15 protein-coding genes are annotated in these 21656 nt (G+C 44.9%); 10 read left to right on the top strand and 5 right to left on the bottom strand.

The window, feature by feature from the left end; all coding sequences use genetic code 11:
• Positions 1-40 precede the first annotated feature (40 nt).
• Both rfbA and HMPREF9447_RS15825 read right to left on the bottom strand, forming a co-directional pair.
• Positions 41-913, bottom strand: coding sequence for a glucose-1-phosphate thymidylyltransferase RfbA (gene rfbA / locus HMPREF9447_RS15830; RefSeq protein ID WP_009130757.1), 873 nt, complete (start codon positions 911-913; stop codon positions 41-43).
• 165 nt (positions 914-1078) lie between these two features.
• Positions 1079-1570: a metallophosphoesterase family protein gene (locus HMPREF9447_RS15825; protein WP_009130756.1), complete on the bottom strand. Its 492-nt coding sequence runs from the start codon at positions 1568-1570 to the stop codon at positions 1079-1081.
• A 57-nt stretch (positions 1571-1627) separates the two neighbouring features.
• Here HMPREF9447_RS15825 and HMPREF9447_RS15820 point away from each other — a divergent pair, with 57 nt between their 5' ends.
• Together HMPREF9447_RS15820 and HMPREF9447_RS15815 are read left to right on the top strand one after the other, a co-directional pair.
• Positions 1628-3700, top strand: coding sequence for an RNA degradosome polyphosphate kinase (locus HMPREF9447_RS15820; RefSeq protein WP_009130755.1), 2073 nt, complete (start codon positions 1628-1630; stop codon positions 3698-3700).
• A 161-nt stretch (positions 3701-3861) separates the two neighbouring features.
• Entirely contained in the window at positions 3862-6105 is a 2244-nt protein-coding gene (locus HMPREF9447_RS15815) for an inorganic phosphate transporter (protein ID WP_009130754.1), read from the top strand.
• A 69-nt stretch (positions 6106-6174) separates the two neighbouring features.
• Here HMPREF9447_RS15815 and HMPREF9447_RS15810 read toward each other — a convergent pair whose 3' ends face one another.
• Positions 6175-7605: a CCA tRNA nucleotidyltransferase gene (locus HMPREF9447_RS15810; protein WP_009130753.1), complete on the bottom strand. Its 1431-nt coding sequence runs from the start codon at positions 7603-7605 to the stop codon at positions 6175-6177.
• Positions 7606-7765: 160 nt separating this feature from the next.
• Here HMPREF9447_RS15810 and HMPREF9447_RS15805 point away from each other — a divergent pair, with 160 nt between their 5' ends.
• Complete coding sequence (locus HMPREF9447_RS15805; RefSeq protein WP_009130752.1) at positions 7766-8605, top strand: outer membrane protein assembly factor BamD; 840 nt, start codon at positions 7766-7768, stop codon at positions 8603-8605.
• A 298-nt stretch (positions 8606-8903) separates the two neighbouring features.
• On the opposite strand, the gene HMPREF9447_RS15800 is transcribed toward HMPREF9447_RS15805, so the two are convergent.
• The gene (locus tag HMPREF9447_RS15800; protein WP_044138225.1) at positions 8904-10097 is read right to left on the bottom strand and encodes an ATP-binding protein; all 1194 of its coding nucleotides are present in this window, start codon (positions 10095-10097) and stop codon (positions 8904-8906) included.
• A 154-nt stretch (positions 10098-10251) separates the two neighbouring features.
• Positions 10252-10653, bottom strand: coding sequence for a response regulator (locus HMPREF9447_RS15795; protein ID WP_009130750.1), 402 nt, complete (start codon positions 10651-10653; stop codon positions 10252-10254).
• Between the two features lie 327 nt (positions 10654-10980).
• Between HMPREF9447_RS15795 and HMPREF9447_RS15790 the strand changes: the two genes are divergently transcribed.
• From HMPREF9447_RS15790 to HMPREF9447_RS15760, 7 genes are all read left to right on the top strand, one after another.
• Positions 10981-12615, top strand: a complete 1635-nt coding sequence (locus HMPREF9447_RS15790; protein WP_009130749.1) for an ABC-F family ATP-binding cassette domain-containing protein — start codon at positions 10981-10983, stop codon at positions 12613-12615.
• A 77-nt stretch (positions 12616-12692) separates the two neighbouring features.
• Positions 12693-14081, top strand: coding sequence for an FAD-dependent oxidoreductase (locus HMPREF9447_RS15785; protein ID WP_009130748.1), 1389 nt, complete (start codon positions 12693-12695; stop codon positions 14079-14081).
• Between the two features lie 61 nt (positions 14082-14142).
• Positions 14143-14550: a DUF6769 family protein gene (locus HMPREF9447_RS27845; protein WP_009130747.1), complete on the top strand. Its 408-nt coding sequence runs from the start codon at positions 14143-14145 to the stop codon at positions 14548-14550.
• A 176-nt stretch (positions 14551-14726) separates the two neighbouring features.
• On the top strand, positions 14727-15968 hold the full coding sequence (locus HMPREF9447_RS15775) for an efflux RND transporter periplasmic adaptor subunit (protein WP_044138223.1): 1242 nt from the start codon (positions 14727-14729) through the stop codon (positions 15966-15968).
• Between the two features lie 122 nt (positions 15969-16090).
• Positions 16091-19195, top strand: coding sequence for an efflux RND transporter permease subunit (locus HMPREF9447_RS15770; protein WP_009130745.1), 3105 nt, complete (start codon positions 16091-16093; stop codon positions 19193-19195).
• 30 nt (positions 19196-19225) lie between these two features.
• A complete protein-coding gene (locus HMPREF9447_RS15765) occupies positions 19226-20413 on the top strand; it encodes a TolC family protein (protein ID WP_009130744.1) in 1188 nt (395 codons plus the stop codon).
• Between the two features lie 215 nt (positions 20414-20628).
• Positions 20629-21444 (top strand): hypothetical protein, encoded by an 816-nt coding sequence (locus HMPREF9447_RS15760; protein WP_009130743.1) that lies wholly within the window; start codon positions 20629-20631, stop codon positions 21442-21444.
• Positions 21445-21656 lie beyond the last annotated feature (212 nt).

The raw sequence follows: 21656 nt of genomic DNA, 5'->3' as shown, positions 1-21656 counted from the left end.
GTACTTAATTATTAATTTTTAATTATCAATTATTAATTGTTCATCGGTGGGAGTTGGCGAGTTCCATCAGGTATGTGCCATATTCCGTTTTACCAAGCTGTTCGCCGAGGCGGTACAATTGCTCAGCATCTATCCAACCTTTACGCCAGGCGATTTCTTCAATACAACTGACACGGAAGCCTTGGCGGTTTTGTATGGTAGCTACAAAATTGCTTGCCTCCAGCAGACTGTCGCAATTACCCGTATCGAGCCATGCAAACCCACGACCGAAGATTTCTACTTTCAGCGTACCTTCTTCCAGATAAAGACGGTTAAGATCGGTGATTTCATATTCGCCACGGGCAGAAGGTTTCAAAGCGGCAGCTTTGGCAGTTACAGTGGAGTCATAGAAATAAAGACCGGGAACGGCATAGTTACTCTTGGGCTGGGCAGGTTTTTCTTCCAGAGAGATCGCTTTTCCATCGGAGTCGAATTCTACCACGCCATAAGCACGCGGGTCTTTTACATAATATCCAAAGATGCATGCTCCTTTTTCTATGGAGGCGGCACGTTTCAGCATGGCAGAGAATCCTTGCCCGTAGAACATGTTATCACCCAGAATAAGGCAGCCCGGTTCACCGTTCAGGAATTCAGCGCCCAGCATGAAGGCTTGCGCCAATCCGTTGGGCTGTTCCTGTATTTTATAAGAGAAGGACATTCCGAGCTCTTCACCCGTACCAAGTAATTCGCGGAACATGGGTAAGTCACGTGGAGTGGAGATAATCAGCACTTCGCGTATCCCCGCCAACATGAGCGTGGAAAGCGGATAATAAATCATCGGCTTGTCATAAACCGGCATAATCTGCTTGGAAATAGCCTTAGATAAGGGGTAAAGGCGGGTGGCGCTACCACCGGCAAGAATAATTCCTTTCATATTTCAGTTCTTTTTTCAGTTGATACAAATCGGAGAATAAAATAAGAAGGAGGACGACGCCCCACGGCTCTCGGTGATTATTCGGGGGACAAAGATAATGCAAACCGAATACAGTACAAAATAAATTAAATTATTTTTAATACTGAGATACATCCTGTGCAGAAATCAACCAGCCAACTCTATTACCTCAAGGTCTTTGAACGTTCCATTGTCAATAATAAAACGCACCATCGTGCGTACCTTATGGAATCCTGAGATACCAGCCGCACCGGGATTAATATGAAGCATATCCAGCGTTTTATCATACTTCACCTTCAGGATATGGGAATGTCCGCTGATGAAAAGTTTAGGCGGACGAACCAGAATACTTCCCCGGATAGAAGAATCATAATTTCCCGGATAACCACCGATATGTTTTATCAGTACTTCGGCGCCGTCCACCGTAAAACGGTTGATTTGCGGATAGACGGCACGAATTTCCTGCCCGTCTATATTGCCATACACCGCACGGAAAGTGCGGAAAGCCGCCAACTTCTGAGCCACTTCCAGCGAACCGATGTCACCGGCATGCCAGATTTCGTCGCACGTATCAAAATATTGCAGATATTTTTCATCCCAATATCCGTGCGTATCGGATAATAAACCAACTTTTGTCATTTTTCTTTTGTTTATCTGTGCAAAGGTAACTATATTTGGGAAAATCTTGATGAAACCATGGAAAACCAATATCAATATTTCAAACGAGACATCAGTTGGCTGTCATTCAACTACCGCGTACTGTTGGAAGCGGAAGATGATAGCCTGCCTCTGTATGAGCGAATTAACTTCATTTCAATTTACTCGTCCAATCTGGAAGAATTCTATAAGATACGCGTAGCCGACCATAAGGCAATAGCCACCGGTGCAGCACAAAGTGACGAAGAAACCGTACAGTCGACCATAGAATTGGTGGATGCCATAAACCTTGAGGTGAACCGCCAACTGGAAGAACGTATCCGCATCTACGAACAAAAGATACTGCCTGCCCTGAAGAAAAATCATATCATCTTCTATCAAAGCCGCAATGTAGAACCGTTCCATCGTGACTTTGTGCGCCGTTTCTTCCGGGAAGAAATCTTCCCCTATCTTCAGCCCGTACCTGTTTCCAAAGATAAAGTTATCTCGTTTCTGCGGGATAACCGTTTGTATCTTGCAGTTCGCCTTCATTTGAAAGGAATACCGGCGGACGCTCCCGGAGCTACACAGTATTTCGTAATGAAGCAGCCATACAGCAAAGTTCCCCGCTTCATCGGATTGCCCAAAGTGGGAAACAACTATTACCTGATGTTCATCGAAGATATCATCAAAGCTAATCTGGATGTCATCTTCCCCGGTTATGAAGTGGACAGCAGCTACTGTATCAAGATTTCGCGCGATGCAGATATCCTGATAGACGATGCTGCCAACACTTCCGAAATCATTGAGCAGGTGAAAACCAAAGTGAAAAAACGAAAGATAGGAGACGTCTGCCGTTTTGTATACGACCGCGCCATGCCGCAGGACTTTCTTGACTTCCTGGTGGATGCTTTCCATATAGACCGCCGCGAATTGGTTCCGGGAGACAAACATCTCAATCTGGAAGACCTGCGACATTTGCCCAACCCCAATCCGAACATCCCTCCTATACGGAAGCCACAACCCATGAAACTGACCTGCCTCAATGAGCGGGAATCCATATTCCAGTATGTGGAGAAGAAGGATTTGCTGTTGCATTATCCTTATCACTCATTCGAGCATTTCATTCATTTCCTATATGAAGCGGTGCACGAACCAACTGTACGCGAAATTATGGTAACGCAATACCGGGTTGCCGAGAACTCTGCCGTCATCAATACGCTGATAGCCGCCGCACAGAATGGCAAGAAAGTAACTGTTTTTGTGGAATTGAAAGCACGTTTCGACGAGGAGAATAATCTCGCCACTGCCGAAATGATGAAGGCTGCCGGTATTAACATTATATATAGTATACCTAAACTAAAGGTACATGCTAAAGTAGCTCTCGTATTGCGTCGCGACCAGCAAGGCAAAAAACTAACCAGCTACGCCTACATCAGCACCGGAAACTTCAATGAAAAGACAGCCACGCTTTATGCCGACAGTGGCCTCTTCACCTGCAACCGGATATTAGTGAACGACCTGCATAATCTTTTCCGCACTTTGCAAGGCAAAGAGAATCCGGAGTTCCATCGCTTGCTGGTGGCACGTTTCAACCTGATACCGGAGTTGAACCGCCTCATCGACCATGAAATGGAACTGGCACGCAAAGGAAAACCCGGTCGAATCATTCTGAAAATGAATGCGCTGCAAGACCCTACCATGATAGACCGCCTGTATGAAGCATCGCAAGCCGGAGTTGAAATAGACCTGATTGTACGTGGAATCTGTTGCCTGATACCGGGACAGTCATACAGTCGTAACATTCGTGTAACACGTATTGTAGATACCTTTTTAGAACATGCCCGCATCTGGTATTTCGGCAATGGCGGAAACCCGAAGTTATTCCTCGGCTCGCCGGACTGGATGCGGCGTAATTTGTATCGCCGTATTGAAGCCATAACTCCCATACTGGGCCCGGATTTACGACAAGAATTGATAGATATGCTTTCCATCCAGCTCACAGATAAGCGTAAAGCCTGTTTTGTGGATGAGAACCTGCGTAACTGCTGGAAATCCGCCCATCCGCAGAAAGAAAAGATACGCTCGCAATACACCTTTTATGAACTTCTTAAATTAAAAATTGAGAATTAAAAATTTAAAAATAGGCTGCGCTGTTCTACTGCGCAGTACTATCATTTTTTAATTTTTAATTCCCAATTTTTAATTTACTTTGTAACACTTCTGTAATATGTATGACACTTCTCTGCAACACAGTTTCCGTTCCTTTGCAGCCAGAAATAAAATACATCATTATGGAAACTCTTTATCTATGCATTGTCATCTTCCTGTTCGTCCTTGCCGTGTTCGACCTCATGGTGGGCGTCAGTAATGATGCAGTCAATTTTCTCCAATCAGCTGTAGGAGCCAAAGCAGCTTCTTTCAAAACCGTACTGTTCATTGCAGGTACAGGTATTTTCATCGGTGCAGCATTATCCAACGGTATGATGGATATTGCACGGCACGGCATTTATCAGCCACAGCACTTTTATTTTGCCGAAATCATGTGCATTTTGCTTGCCGTGATGCTAACAGACGTCGTGTTGCTGGATGTCTTCAACACAATGGGTATGCCGACTTCCACTACTGTATCCATGGTATTCGAGTTACTGGGAGGTACGTTCGCATTGGCGCTGATTAAAGTTTACGGCAGCGATACACTGGATCTTGGTGACCTTATCAACACAGACAAGGCGTTATCCGTCATCATGGCCATCTTTGTCTCCGTAGCCATCGCATTCTTCTTTGGTATGCTGGTGCAATGGTTGGCGCGTATAGTATTCACCTTCAACTACAAAAAGAGGATGAAATATAGCATCGGACTTTTCGGAGGTATTGCCGCTACGTCTATCATCTACTTCATGTTGATAAAAGGTTTGAAAGACAGTTCGTTTATGACAGCAGACAACAAGCATTGGATACAAGAGAACACAGGCATGCTTATCTGCTGTTTTTTTGTGTTCTTTACTATATTGATGCAAGTGCTGCATTGGTGCAAAGTAAACGTATTCAAGGTAGTGGTGCTACTGGGTACTTTCGCATTGGCTCTCGCTTTTGCCGGAAATGACTTGGTGAACTTCATTGGGATACCTTTAGCGGGATATTCTTCTTTCGTCGACTTCACTGCCAATGGGGCAGGTACCGGACCGGACGGGTTCCTGATGTCCTCCCTCCTCGGCCCTGCCAAAACACCCTGGTATTTCCTCTTCGGAGCAGGCGCCATTATGGTATATGCTCTATATACTTCTAAAAAAGCACACAATGTAATTAAGACTTCCGTCGACCTTGCCCGTCAGGATGAAGGAGAAGAAAACTTCGGAAGTACACCTATGGCACGCACACTGGTACGCTTCAGCCGGACACTATCCACCGGAATATCCCGGGTGATGCCCGAAAGCAGTAAGCGCTGGATCGATACCCGCTTCCGCAAAGATGAAGCCATCATTGCCGATGGTGCTGCATTCGATTTGGTCCGTGCCTCAGTAAATCTGGTATTGGCAGGTCTGCTCATTGCCTTAGGTACTTCGCTGAAATTGCCCCTTTCCACTACTTACGTAACCTTCATGGTTGCCATGGGTACCTCGCTTGCCGACCGTGCCTGGGGACGTGATTCTGCCGTATTCCGCATCACGGGAGTGCTCAGTGTCATCGGTGGCTGGTTCATCACAGCCGGAGCAGCATTCACCATCTGTTTCTTCGTAGCGATGGTCATTCACTTCGGAGGCACATTCGCTATCATTGCGCTGATTGGTCTGGCTATATTCTCACTAATCCGTAGCCAGGTGACATATAAGAAGCGCAAAGCAAAAGAAAAAGGTAACGAAACCATCAAGCAACTGATGCAGAGCAACGACAACGCAGAAATACTGGAGTTGCTACGTAAACACACCCGTGAAGAATTGGTAAAGGTACTGGCATTCACCGAAGAGAACTTTGAGCGCACCGCCACCGCCTTCTTACACGAAAACCTGCGTGGCCTGCGCCGCGCCATGGGATCGGTGAAATTTGAAAAACAACTGGTTAAACAGATGAAGCGTACAGGTACCCTTGCCATGTGCCGTCTCGATAATAATACAGTCTTGGAGAAAGGGTTGTACTACTATCAGGGCAACGACTTCGCCAGCGAACTGGTATACAGTGTCGGTCGCCTTTGCGAGCCATGTCTGGAGCATATTGATAATAATTTCCGTCCGCTGGATACTATTCAGAAAGGTGAATTTGCCGACGTGACGGAAGGCATTACTTACTTGCTGCAAAACTGCCGCCATAAGATAGAGAACAACGATTATGAAGGAATGGAAAATGAAGTCCGCAAAGCAAATGAGTTAAACGGGCAGTTGTCTCATCTGAAACGCGAAGAGTTGCAACGCATCCAGAGCCAGAGTGGAAGTATTAAAGTAAGTATGGTGTACCTGACAATGGTACAGGAAGCGCAAAACGTCGTAACGTACACTATTAACCTGATAAAAGTGAGCCGGAAATTCCAGATGCCGGAATAAAGGGCACGGGAATAATTTCAGATATAACGAAAAAGGTTCTGCAACATTGAAGTTACAGAACCTTTTTATTTAAGATTGTTTCAAGCCCATCTTCTCAGCGCGCTGCAACATAAAAGCACGTGCTGCTTCGTATTCATTAGGAATCACACCGTCCAAAATAGCATCTTTGATAGCACTTTTCAAAGTTCCCACCTGCTGGCAAGGGCCCAAATTGAAAGTCTTCATTATCTCTTCTCCACTGACAGGTGGCTGGAAGTTACGAATGCGGTCACGCTCTTCAAGGTCTTTCAGCTTCTGGCGTACCAGTTGGAAGTTATTCAGAAAACGCTGCTTGCGTTCCATATTCTTGGAAGTGATGTCAGCCTCGCACAACGTCATCAAATCATCAATGTCATCTCCGGCTTCAAAAAGGAGCCGGCGGACAGCAGAGTCGGTTACCACATCGTCGGCTATCACAATAGGACGCATATGCAGACTCACTAACTTCTGCACATATTTCATCTTCTCATTCATTGGCAGTTTCATCTTCCTGAAGATATCAGGTACCATCTTTTCACCAATGAAGTTATGATTATGGAAGGTCCATCCTGCCCGGGGCTCCCAACGCTTAGTGGCGGGTTTTGCAATGTCGTGTAGCAAAGCAGCCCAGCGCAACCAAAGATTGTCCGTTTTGCGGCTGATATTATCAAGCACTTCCAACGTATGGTAGAAGTTATCCTTATGCGCCCGTCCGTTGCGGGTCTCCACACCTTGCAACGCAACAAGTTCCGGGAAAATCAACTCCAACAGGCCGGAGCGGTCCAGCTCTATAAAGCCTTTGGAAGGAACAGGCGAAAGTAATATTTTATTAAGTTCATCCGCTATTCGCTCCTTGGAAATGATGGAAATTCGTTCCTTGTTGCGGCACAGGGATTCAAACGTGTCGTCATCAATATAAAAGTTCAGTTGGGTGGCAAAGCGGATGCAACGCATCATACGCAGGGGGTCGTCACTGAATGTAATATCCGGATCGAGAGGCGTGCGGATGGTCTTTTCTTTCAAGTCTGCGATACCACCAAAAGGGTCTACTAATTCTCCGAAGCGGCTCCGGTTCAGGCAGACAGCCAATGCATTGATAGTGAAATCACGGCGGTTCTGGTCATCTTCCAACGTGCCGTCTTCAACGATGGGCTTACGGGAGTCACGCTGATAGGACTCTTTGCGTGCACCAACAAATTCCACTTCCGTTCCGCGGTATTTCACTTGTGCGGTGCCAAAGTTTTTGAATACAGCTACATGTGCCCCGCGTCCCAGGTGCTTGCCCAGTGCCTCGGCCATCTCTATGCCACTGCCAACTACTACAACATCAATATCCTTAGAAGGGCGTTGCAGGAAAATATCACGTACATACCCGCCGACTGCATAGCATTCCAGTCCCAGTTCATCTGCCGTTTCGGATATTTGCTTGAATATGTCGTCACTGAAATGTTGTTTCAGTTCTTCTGCCGTCAACTCTATCATAACTAAATTTTCTTTCGGGCTGCAAAGATACGGATATTATTTCTAATTTTGCCCCTAAAGCGAAGACAGGCTGCACCTCAGCATAAAAAATGAACTCGTTCATTTTATTCTGCTCTCGGTTTGCACTATCTTTGTCCTCACTAACATAAGAACAACAATTATGAAGAAAGTGATACTTCTTGCATGCCTCTGCGGTATGCTCTCCTCTTGTGAAAATGTAGAGAAAAAGGCCGGTGAAAAACTGCAAACCGCCCGTGAAGCCTTCGAACGCGGAGACTACAGCGAAGCGAAGATACAAATTGACAGTATCAAAATACTCTATCCTAAAGCCTTCGAAACCCGTCGCGAAGGTATCGGCCTGATGCAACAAGTGGAACTGAAAGAACAGGAAAAAACACTTGTTTATCTGGATAGTCTGCTTCAAAAGAAGCAGGCTGAAGTGGATGCCATAAAAGATAAATTTACTTTTGAGAAAGATGCCGAATACCAGAAAATCGGCAATTACCTGCATCCTTCACAAGTGGTAGAGAAGAACCTGCACCGCTCCTTCCTCCGTTTCCAAGTGAACGAAACAGGACAGATGAGCATGACTTCCATCTATTGCGGTCCCAGCAATATCCATCATATCAGCATAAAAGTGGTTGCTCCCGACGGGAGCTTTGCCGAAACTCCCGCTTCTAAAGATAGTTACGAAACGACTGACTTGGGAGAAAAGATAGAAAAAGCGGATTATAAGCTGGGAGAAGACGGTAATGTCATCGGATTCCTCTATCTGAACAAAGACAAGAACATCAAAGTGAACTATCAGGGCGAACGCCCCTACTCCACTACGATGAGTCCGGCGGACCGCCAGGCAGTAGCCAGTGTCTACGAATTGGCGCAGTTACTATCATCCATTACGCAAATAAAGAAAGAGATGGAAGAAGCTAACTTGAAAATAGAGTTCGTGAAACGGAAGATGCAGGAAAGGGAAGCGAAAGAAAACAAGGAAACTGAATAGGTTGTAGCGGAAGCGACCGGCTCTCTTTCAGAAGCCGGCTGGTTCGCAGTGACTTCCAGTAGTTGTGCTGCATGGCACGGACCACTGCCAAGACACACCGCAGCCGACTGCGCGAAGAGGGGAAGCTGCAGAATAATAGGAACGCGCGCGCAACCGATATACGTTGCCGCACCGGGATATTACGGAAGGCAGAGAGACGAAAGAGATACTCCTTAACGTTGTTGTGTGAAGGTTGTGAAGCTCCGGAGACGGTTTTTTTTTGTGGTGCATTCACCCGGGAACACCCATCAACAGGAAATTATGTGATAACAGATGAAGCGGATGAATGGATAAAACCGAAATGCCAGAGCGGAATAGTGTGACCGAATCCATATTCTATATCATCCTTTACGATATATGCTTCGCCCAATCCCTCTATTTGAGAATTACCTTTTTTTCTCCCGCCAACTTCAAATGTTTTTCCTTCTATTTCAAAGTCAGCCCGGGCAGATGCCATAACATTATGTGACTGGGAAACCTGGTTGAAAAAGAATGTTTCCCGCAAATTGCCAATATCAGGTATATCCTGACTAAAGGCATAGGCCAGATTGGTGTTTTCCAGATAGAGCTTAGCCACTTTACCCAATCCTCTGACTCCACCTGTTGAATCATACAATTGTTTAATCAATCCTGCCTTTTCCATATAGGTGATATAATCTCCGAGGGTTTGCCGATCGATGTCCATGATTTCTGCCAATTTAGAGTAATTAGGCTTAAAAGGTACACTTTGAGCAAGAACCAACATAAGACGCTTTAGTTTAATAGCCGTGTTGGCATTAAGCTTTGCAAACATCGGAATGTCTGTTTCAAGTGTAGTATTCACAGTTTGCAGCAAGCGTTCCATATAACTCGCCTGCCCTGAAAAGGGATAATATCCGCTACGAACATATTCCTTGAATGTAGCCAAAGGAAATTCGACACCCGGCGTTTTTACCTGATGACTTAAAATCTGATCTAAAGTATAAGCAGGCAAAGAAAGATGATGCTTCATATTGATATACTCCCTGAATGACATTCCGTGCATTTTATACAGGAGCACGCGGCGGCTCAAATCATCGGACCCCTTGAAGATATCCAAAATGGATGAACCGGTAAATATGACTTGTAGGTTTGGCAGATAATCGTAAATAAGCTTCAACTCCTTCGACCATCCGGGATACTTGTGTATCTCGTCAATAAAGAAGTGTCTGCCCCCCATCTTATGGAATTCTTCTGCAAAGTCCAACAATTTATGCTCAGTGAAATAGAAATCATCTGCTGTTACATAGATTGTATCACGAGTGGAGAGATGCAGTTTTATATGTTGCAGCAGAAGCGTAGTTTTCCCCACCCCTCTGGCACCTACTATAGCCGTCATCCGGTCATTCCAGTTTACAAGAAAATGCTGGTCGCGCAAAAAGTTTGTATCGGTACCCTCCAATAGTGCAAGGAAGCGTTGCATTAACTTTTCCATAATCTTCAATGTTTTCTTGCAAAGATATGAAATTGCGGAATACATTCCACAATTTTATGATAGTTTTGTAGAATGTATTCCGCAACCTTCCATATACAAAAAAATCCCTCATCAAATGATGAGAGATTTCTTTGTATATTCTAGTACAAGGTATTTACCACTGTAACTGCGGCAAGAATCTGCTCAGGCAAGTGCGCAATGCACTCAGCGTAATGGGTTTCACCAATACTTCCGAAGCTCCGGCAGCCATTGCATTTTCACGGTCGGCTGTAAAGGCGTAAGCAGTCTGCATGATGATAGGAAGTTCTGTTTCCTCTTCACGGATGATTTTCGTTGCTTCCAGACCGTTCATGATAGGCATCTTGATGTCCATAAGGATAGCTGCTGTCTTTCCACGGTTATCTTTGAACAAAGTAACCATCTCTTCACCGTTCTTCGCCCACAATATCTCACATTTCTTGCCAATAATAGCTTTTATCAACTTAAAATTACTATCATCGTCTTCCGCTACCAGTATGAGCGGACGGTAATCTTCTGATAAATTCACTGTTTCCATGACCAACGTATTTTGTTTAATGAGGCAAAGATATAAAAAATAATATAAATATAACTCGTTGGCGGAATTAATTCGTGTCTAAACCGGTTATGAGGTGTTTAGGAGAGAGACAGCCTCGGAAGTATAACCAACTAATGCCAACATCGCAAGAAACTAATCTCAAACATGCAAGGAACTAATATTTTCCTTGCATGTTTGAGATTAGTTTCTTGCAGAGACAGAAATAGTTTATCTGCAAAACGGAATCAGTTCTTTACTTTTCAGATATAAACTAATTCCGCCAACGGATAAATATACTATCTTTGCACCTCAATTTAAAAATAGAATATGATTTCAATAGACGGACTAGCCGTAGAATTCGGCGGCACCACCTTGTTCAGTGACATTTCTTTCGTTATTAATGAGAAAGACCGCATCGCCCTGATGGGAAAGAACGGAGCGGGAAAAAGTACCTTGCTGAAGATATTGGCAGGCGCACGCCAACCCACCCGTGGCAAAATTTCGGCGCCCAAAGACAGCGTCATCGCTTACCTGCCGCAGCACCTAATGACAGAAGACGGGCGGACCGTATTCCAGGAAACAGCGCAGGCTTTCGCCCATCTGCACGAGATGGAGGCAGAAATAGAGCGACTCAATAAGGAAATGGAAACGCGCACCGACTACGAAAGCGACAGTTACATGGAACTGATCGAAAAAGTGTCCGCCCTGAGCGAGAAATTCTACTCCATCGACTCTACCAACTATGAAGAAGATGTGGAAAAAGCCCTCCTCGGACTCGGTTTTGCACGTGAAGACTTCAACCGTCAGACCAGCGACTTCAGCGGCGGATGGCGCATGCGCATCGAGCTTGCCAAACTCTTACTGCAAAAACCGGACGTATTACTACTGGACGAGCCGACCAACCACCTCGACATCGAAAGTATACAATGGCTGGAAGATTTCCTCATTAATAATGGCAAAGCCGTCATCGTTATCAGTCACGACCGCAAGTTCGTGGATAACATCACTACCCGTACCCTCGAGGTGACAATGGGGCGCATCTACGATTACAAAGTGAACTACTCCAAATATCTGGAACTTCGCAAAGACCGCCGTGAGCAGCAACAAAAGGCTTACGACGAGCAACAGAAGTTTATAGCCGAAACCAAAGAATTCATCGAACGCTTCAAAGGTACTTATTCCAAGACCCTGCAAGTGCAGAGCCGCGTAAAGATGCTGGAGAAACTGGAAATACTGGAAGTGGACGAGGAAGACACTTCGGCATTACGCCTGAAATTCCCGCCATCACCACGTTCCGGCAATTATCCGATCATTATGGAAGGAGTAGGCAAAACATACGGCGACCATGTAATATTCAAGAACGCCACACTGACTGTGGAGCGGGGTGATAAATTAGCTTTTGTCGGTAAAAATGGTGAAGGTAAATCCACCTTGGTGAAGTGCATCATGAAAGAGATTGAGCACGAAGGCACGCTGACTCTCGGACACAATGTGCAAATCGGTTACTTCGCCCAGAACCAGGCATCCCTTCTGGATGAAAACCTGACTGTATTCCAAACGATTGATGATGTGGCAAAAGGTGAGATACGCAATAAAATACGCGACCTGCTGGGTGCATTCATGTTCGGCGGCCCTGAAGAGTCTATGAAGAAAGTGAAAGTGTTGTCCGGTGGAGAGCGTACCCGCCTTGCCATGATTAAGCTATTGCTGGAGCCAGTGAACCTGCTAATACTGGATGAGCCTACGAACCACCTCGACATGAAGACAAAGGATATATTGAAACAAGCTCTTCTGGATTTTGACGGAACGTTGATTGTGGTAAGCCACGACCGTGACTTCCTGGACGGGCTGGTTACTAAGGTGTATGAATTCGGCAACAAACAGGTAAAAGAACATCTGAGCGGCATCTACGAATTCCTGGAAAAGAAGAAAATGGAGTCACTCCGCGAGCTGGAAAGGTAAACATTACTTAACAGGACTTCTGCAACTTTTCTCCCGTCATATTGTTTCATTGCTATAAACCTCTAACTACGAGAATAATGAAACAATATGACGCTATAATAATAGGCTTCGGTAAAGGTGGAAAATTACTGGCAACCGAACTCGCCAACCGCAACTGGAAAGTGGCGGTCATTGAACGTTCTCCGGAAATGTACGGCGGAACTTGCATCAATGCAGGATGCATCCCTACCAAAACCATGATAAACGAATCGGAATTTGCCGAACGACTCTATCAAGACGATTATAAGAAACAAGCCAAGCTATATTCCCTTGCCCTGAAACGTAAGGATAAGTTAGTTACTTTCCTGCGGGAAAAGAATGTTGAAAACCTGGCGGGCAATCTCAACATCACGCTGTATGACGGAACCGCCTCCTTCATCTGTCCCAATACAATAAAAGTGACTCCTTCACCCGAAAAGAATGAAAAACCTTTTGAATTGACAGGTAAGGAAATATTCATCAATACTGGTTCCACACCCATCCTGCCGGCCATTGATGGGTTGAAGAACAACCGGTATGTTTATACCAGTGAGACACTGCTGCATGCCGATATTCTTCCACGCCACTTGTTGATAATAGGAAGCGGAGCCATCGGACTGGAATTTGCAACCATGTATGCCGGGTTCGGCAGCAAGGTCACCATTCTGGAAACCGGCAAACGCTTTCTGCCGAGAGCAGATCGGGAAATTGCCGAATACATGCAGGAAAGCCTCAAAAGAAAAAATATAGAAGTACGCCTAAATGCCCGCGTACAGTCACTTCATGACACCGCGGACGGCATTACCGCAGCCTATACGGATGCCTCGGACGGCACCCCTTATTTTCTGGAAGGCGATGCGCTACTGGTGGCAACAGGACGCAAGCCAATGACAGACAGCCTCGATTTAGAAAAAGCCGGCGTACAGGTCAATGAGCAGGGGGCAATAATGGTTGATGAACAGCTACGCACCGCCGTGCCACACATTTGGGCTTTAGGAGACGTCAAAGGTGGAGAAATGTACGATTACCTCTCCATTGATGATTTCCGTATCATCCGGGATACTTTGTTCGGAAAGAAGGAACGCACTACAGAAGACCGTTACCCAGTGCCTTATGCTATCTTTACCGATCCGCCAATGGCACACATCGGGCTGACAGAGGAAGAAGCCATAAAACAGGGATACCCCATCAAGGTATCACGCCTGCCGGCATCAGCCATTCCGCGCGCGCGTACTTTACAAAATATGGATGGAATGTTAAAAGCCATCGTGAATACGGATACAGAAAAGATTATAGGTTGTTCACTCTTCTGCGTGGATGCACCAGAACTCATCAACCTGGTGGCATTTGTCATGAAATCCGGACAGAAATCTTCCGCTTTGCGTAACTTCATATTCACACATCCCAGCATGAGTGAAGGATTAAATGGATTATTCAAGGCTTTTTAATAACTTGTATTTGGTAATTAAGCCGTTAACTACTATCTTTGTCCACAATTAAAAAGGAAGGATGAAGAGTAAACGGTACGTTGCCTATTTTTTGATATTCATCAGCATGGTCATGCTGGTGGTACCTGTTATTCCCCATCACCACCACAGCAACGGGCTGATATGCATGAAGAATGACATCACTCCCAGTTGCTGCGGACAAAACCACAGCCCGGAAAACGAGCATTGTTGCTGCGATACGGGATGTGTCACCACGCATTTCTTCCAACAGACTCCCACTTCGGATAACGGATGGTCGCACCCGGATTTCCCATTAGTGATTACCCTATTCTCCGAACCGCTCCTGAGATTACTTATTCTACCCGAAGAAAACGGGCAAAGACAGGAATGCACATACCAGGAGTCACTTCATGGCACGTATCTCACACGTGCCACAGGACTTCGTGCACCTCCGTGTGTTCTTTCGTAAGTGATTTTATTAGTGATTAAAGTTTAATGATAAGTGATTAGTGAGCTGCGCTATCATGCTGCATAGTGCTAATCACTTATCAATAAACCCTAATCACTGCGAAGCTCGCTTCGCTAACTAATCATTTTCCCTTCTTATTTGTTACCCAAACTTGTATTACTCAATTTTATCATAGTATGAAGAAATATATTTTTATGGGAGTCATAGGTCTGTTCCTATTAGGCTCCTGCAACAGTAAGTCCGGAGATGGACACGAAGGTCATAATCATGAAACAGAAAAACACGACCACGAAGGTTGTGACCATGACCATGAAGGAGAAGGCCATAATCACGAAGGAGAAGAACACGACCATGAAGGTCATAATCATAGCGAAAAAGCAGCTGGTGGACACAGTGATGAAATCATCCTGCCCCCTGCCAAAGCACAAGCTGCCGGTGTGAAGTCCAACGTCATTGAGCCGGGAATATTCCATCAGGTTATAAAAACCAGTGGCCAGGTAATGGCTGCACAGGGAGACGAAAGCGTTGCCGTGGCAACAGTGGCAGGCGTTGTTTCTTTCCGTGGAAAAGTAATTGAAGGTATGAGCGTGAGCAAAGGCACACCGCTGGTGACTTTGTCTTCCAAACATATGGCAGACGGCGATCCTGTGGAGCGTGTACGCATCGCCTACGAGGTATCCAAGAAAGAATATGAACGTATGAAAGCCCTTGTAGGAAATAAGATTGTATCTGAAAAGGACTTTGCGCAAGCTGAACAAGCGTATGAGAACGCACGTATCAGCTACGAAGCCGTTGCCAAAAACAACTCGGCAAGCGGTCAGGCAGTAACTTCTCCCATAGGCGGATACATCAAAAGTCTGTTAGTGAAAGAAGGTGACTACGTAGCTGTAGGACAGCCGTTGGTCAGCATCACGCAGAACCGTAAATTATTCTTGCGCGCCGATGTTTCAGAGAAGTATTACCAATATCTGCGCACCATCGGTTCGGCTAACTTCTGCACTCCTTATAATAATAAGGTGTATGCACTAAAAGACCTGAATGGTCGTCTTCTGTCCTACGGCAAAGCTTCCGGCGGAGATGGCGGATACTATGTACCCGTAACTTTCGAGTTCGACAACAAAGGTGATATTATCCCCGGCTCATTTGTAGAAATCTTCCTGTTGTCTTCACCTCTGGAAAATGTAATCTCCCTGCCCCACTCAGCACTGACTGAAGAACAAGGCAGTTTCTTTGTCTATCTGCAACTGGATGAAGAAGGTTATAAGAAGCAACCTGTTACTTTGGGAGCCGATAATGGCGAAAGCATACAAATCCTTTCAGGCGTGAAAGCCGGAGACCGGGTGGTAACCGAAGGAGCCTATCAGGTGAAATTAGCAAGTGCTACGAATGCAATTCCGGCACATAGCCACGAACATTAAGAAAAACTATTAATTATAAATTATTAAATATTAATTATCCGGCGGCATAACGACGCAAACAACTTATACATGACACCGCAGGCAGTTTATAATTAATATTCAATATTTAATATTTAAATTACATGTTAAACAAGATTATACATTTCTCACTCCATAACCGCATCCTGGTGCTTGTAGCCTCGGTGCTGTTGCTGATAGGCGGAACTTATACCGCCATGCACACGGAAGTGGACGTGTTCCCGGACCTCAATGCACCGACGGTTGTCATCATGACAGAAGCGAACGGCATGGCAGCAGAGGAGGTGGAACAACTCGTCACATTTCCTGTAGAAACGGCAGTGAACGGCGCCACGGATGTGCGTCGCGTACGTTCTTCATCTACCAATGGCTTCTCCGTAGTCTGGGTGGAATTTGATTGGGATACGGACATTTATCTGGCACGGCAAATTGTCAGCGAAAAGCTGGCTGTAGTCAATGAAAGCCTGCCTACCGGAGTAGGTAAACCGACGCTGGGCCCGCAATCGTCCATCTTGGGCGAGATGCTGATTATCGGCCTGACTGCCGACTCTACTTCCATGCTCGACCTGCGCACAATAGCCGACTGGACTATCCGTCCGAGATTGCTCTCTACAGGTGGTGTGGCACAAGTGGCGGTTCTGGGCGGTGATATTAAAGAATATCAGATACAACTGGACCCGGAACGGATGCGCCATTACGGTGTTACGCTGAATGAAATCATGACCGTGACACGTGAAATGAACCTAAACGCGAACGGTGGGGTGCTGTATGAATATGGCAACGAATACATTGTGCGTGGGGTACTTTCCACCGACCGCGTAGAGCAGTTGGCACGCGCCGTGGTGCGTGGTGGGACTACTGCCGGCAGTGCTCCTATCCTACTAGAAGACATTGCAGACGTGCGCATCGGTGCCAAATTACCGAAGCTGGGTACAGCATCGGAACGGGGCAAAACAGCCGTATTGCTAACAGTAACCAAACAACCGGCTACCAGTACACTGGAATTAACGGAAAAACTGGAAGCGTCTTTACAAGATTTACAGAAGAACCTGCCGCCTGACGTGAAGGTCAGTACAGACATTTTCCGCCAGAGCCGCTTTATCGAAAGTTCTATTGGAAACGTACAGAAATCGTTGTTCGAAGGTGGTATTTTCGTAGTTATTGTGTTGTTCCTATTCCTAGCGAATGTGCGTACAACGGTGATTTCGCTGGTAACACTACCACTTTCATTGATTACTTCGCTGGTGGCGCTGCACTATATGGGCTTTACGATTAATACCATGAGCCTCGGCGGTCTGGCCATTGCCATCGGTTCGCTGGTGGATGATGCCATTGTGGACGTGGAGAACGTATATAAACGACTGCACGAAAACAAACTGAAACCTATGGAAGAACGGCTTTCTATATTGGAAGTGGTGTTCAATGCATCCAAGGAAGTGCGTATGCCTATCCTCAACTCTACATTGATTATCGTAGTGAGTTTTGTACCATTGTTCTTTCTCACCGGTATGGAAGGACGTATGCTGGTGCCACTGGGCATTGCATTCATCGTAGCTCTGGCAGCTTCCACAGTAGTGGCATTGACGGTTACACCGGTACTCTGTTCCTATCTTCTCGGAAGAGAGAAAAAGAAGGAAAAGAAAGAAAGTAGCGATTCATTCGTGGCTCGCAAGATGAAATTGTGGTACGGTTCTGCATTGGCTTTCGTTTTGGGACATAAGAAAATTGTATTGGGCAGCACCATTGGTTTATTCCTGGTTGCTCTGATATGCTTCTTCACCTTGGGACGTTCGTTCCTGCCCCCATTCAACGAAGGTTCGTTCACGATTAACATCTCTTCTCTACCGGGTATCTCCCTGGAAGAAAGTGACAAGATGGGACATCGTGCGGAGGAATTGTTGCTCAGCATCCCTGAGATACAAACCGTAGCCCGCAAGACGGGACGCGCCGAACTGGATGAACACGCTCTCGGAGTGAATGTTTCAGAAATAGAAGCACCGTTTGAACTGAAAGACCGGACACGCAGTGAACTGCTTGCTGACGTACGTGAGAAGTTAGGTACGATTGTAGGAGCTAATATCGAAATCGGACAACCCATCAGTCACCGTATCGACGCCATGCTCAGCGGTACAAAAGCAAACATTGCTATCAAGTTGTTTGGTGATGATCTGAATCGTATGTTCACTCTGGGTAATGAAATCAAAGGAGCCATTCAGGATATTCCAGGTATTGCCGACCTGAATGTGGAACAACAGATAGAGCGTCCCCAGCTTATCATCTCGCCCAAGCGGGAAATGCTGGCTAAGTTTGGTATCTCATTGCCGGAGTTCTCCGAGTTCGTCAATGTTTGTCTGGCAGGAGAAACCGTTTCACAGGTATATGAAAAGGGGAAGACTTTCGACCTCACCGTACGTGTGCGTGATGACCTGCGCGACGAAATGGAGAAAATTCGCAACCTGATGATAGACACCAACGACGGAAAGAAAATACCGTTGAATTACATTGCAAAAATACGTTCAGCAATGGGACCGAATACCATCAGCCGCGAGAATGTGAAGCGGAAAATCGTTATCTCCGCCAATGTTGCCGACCGTGACTTGCGCAGCGTAGTGAACGATATTCAAGCACGGGTAGATAAAGATATTAAATTGCCGGAAGGATATCACCTTGAATACGGCGGTCAGTTTGAGAGCGAGCAGGCGGCAAGCCGCACGTTGTTGCTCACATCGCTGATGAGTATCGCAGTTATCTTCCTTTTGCTTTATCATGAATTCCGTAGTGTGAAGGAAAGTGCGATTATTCTTATCAACCTGCCGTTAGCGCTGATTGGTGGTGTGTTCGCCCTGCTCATTACGACAGGCGAAGTGAGTATTCCGGCTATTATCGGTTTCATTTCGCTGTTCGGTATCGCTACACGAAATGGTATGTTGCTCATCAGCCACTACAACCACTTGCAACGAGAAGAAGGTATCGGTGTATACGACAGCGTTATACGCGGTTCAATGGACCGACTAAATCCGATTCTAATGACAGCATTGTCTTCTGCACTGGCACTTATTCCGCTGGCATTGGGAGGCGACTTGCCGGGTAATGAAATCCAAAGCCCGATGGCAAAGGTTATTCTCGGAGGTCTTTTAACTTCCACGTTCCTGAACGGTTTCATCATTCCGATTGTTTACCTGATGATGCACCGAAAACCAGCGAATTAACATCCATATAACCATTAACAATATCAAATAATGAAACGAATTCTGATATTTAGTATTATCACCTTTTTCCTATATGCGGGGATGCGCGCACAATCGGTCGACATAGACGAAGTGCTGCGCCGTATCGAAGCGAATAACAAAGAGTTGCAGGCCAATGCCCAACTCATCACTTCGCAGAAATTGGAAAACAAGTCGGAGAATAATCTTCCTGACCCAACCCTTTCTTATTCCCACCTGTGGGGAGCAAAGGACAAGGACGAAACCATCGGCGAACTCGTTGTTTCACAAAGCTTCGACTTCCCCACCCTCTACGCTACGCGTGGACAAGTGAACCGTCTTAAAACCGGTGCACTCGATGCACAATCCACCGCTTTCCGCCAGCAACTGTTATTGCAAGCCAAAGAAATATGCCTCGACATCCTCATGTTGCAACAACAGCAAAGGCTGCTGGACGAACGTCTGAAACAGGCAGAAGAACTTTCCGCCTATTACAAGAAACGTCTGGAAACAGGAGATGCCAATGTTTTGGAAACCAATAAAATCAATCTGGAATTGCTGAATGTACGTACAGAAGCACGAACAAACCGCACCACCTTGGAGAACAAGTGGCAGGAACTGACTGCATTGAACAGTAACCAGCCATTGCAAATCTCCTCTCTCGGCGAATATCCGCTGCATCCGCTACCGGCTGATTATGAACAACTGCGTGAAGAGGTTATCGCATCGGATGCTGCCCTGTGGTCACTGAATAACGAGAGTGCCGCCGCTCGCAAACAAATTTCTGTAAGTAAGCAAGGTTGGTTACCTAAATTGGAGTTAGGTTATCGTCGTAACACCGAATCGGGCACCCCGTTCAATGGGGTTGTGGTGGGCTTTTCTTTCCCCATCTTCGAGAATCGAAATAAGGTAAAGATAGCCAAAGCACAATCCATGAATATAGATTTTCAGAAAGAGAATGCGACTTTGCAGGCAGAGTCTTCATTAGCACAGCTTTATCGCGAAGCTCAATCCTTGCAGGCTTCCATGCAGGAATATCAGGAAGCCTTCAGCTCACAACAAGATCTCGCATTGCTGAAACAAGCCCTTACAGGTGGACAAATCAGCGTGATAGAATTCTTTGTGGAAGTTTCTGTGATTTATCAAAGCAAGCAAAATTTGCTACAACTGGAGAACCAGTACCAGAAGGTGATGGCACAGATTTATAAGAGTAAGCTATAAACAAAATAAAAACGAAAGACCGGAATCTAGTAACTTCCGGTCTTTCATTTCTTTTCCCAAATATTTTGTTATCTATTCTAATCTCTATATCTTTGTTCCCAAAGAATTCAGAAATATACAGAAAACTTATTATACATAATTATTTTAATAAAAATAATTATATACAGTACACCAAAAGGCACTACTTATAATAACAAACCAAATAATTAATACATATGAAAAAGATTTTGTTTTTAATGGCAATACTGCCAATGATACTATTTTCCGCCTGCTCTGACAGCAATGATTTTAGTTTTGACGATATAGATGATAATTCAAAACAGAATAAAGTTTATTACGATGGAACATTTTATGTCCCATACGTTACTAATGATTATGCCTATAAATTTTCCGAAGATGGGACTATGATATGGAAAAATAAAATCCAGTACCCTGCAAACATAATCTCTGAAAGTTATGGTGAAAAAACTGAATTAGAATATAAAAGAAAACCAACTATAGCATTGTTCAGAAAAAACTATGCTCTACACTTTATCTCGAGCACCATAACAACAAGCTATGTCACAAAGTACACATATACCTGCATATACACTCCAGATGGAAAACTTGTAAAACAAATAACACACAACGGGAACGTAAATATTTATTCATGGACAAATGATGTGGTTTTAGTTTCCGAAGACTCCCGTAAAACATATTGGTTAAGTTCAACAGGCGACGAATCTGAATTTGAGCATAAAGATGACTTAATCTTTTATAATACCTATATTCCAATTAGTGATATTGGCTATGTAACATTTCATTCAACGGATTTTATTATCTGTAACTTTCAGAAAGGCAACAACACAAATGTCTTACATGAATTTATTAGGCAAAAATATGAAAACAACTTCCAAATCGAAATCACTAGCGCAAAAGTACAAGAAACAGATGTTATTGTAAATGTAAACGTAATCATGAAAAGTAATGAAAAGTATAATCTTACTCTCAAGATTAGTTCTACTACTTTTGCATGCGAAGAAATAAGTTAGTATTTTTGCTATAAGACATAAAACTTTACTACTGTATAAATAAACTAAATTTCCGGTTGGCATTATTAGCATTGATGGAATCAACGGCAAGTTTGTAAAAGACAGCAATTATTGTTAATAGCCAACATCTTAGTAATAAAACTTCTATACAGCAATCAAAGGAGTTATTCAAAAAGTAATACAAACAAAATAAGAACAGAAGAGATACAGTC

Source organism: Bacteroides oleiciplenus YIT 12058, assembly GCF_000315485.1.
In the GTDB taxonomy this organism is placed as follows: Bacteria; Bacteroidota; Bacteroidia; order Bacteroidales; family Bacteroidaceae; genus Bacteroides; species Bacteroides oleiciplenus.
Note: the sequence above shows the minus strand (reverse complement) of the source record. Positions and strands in the feature narration are given on the sequence as shown.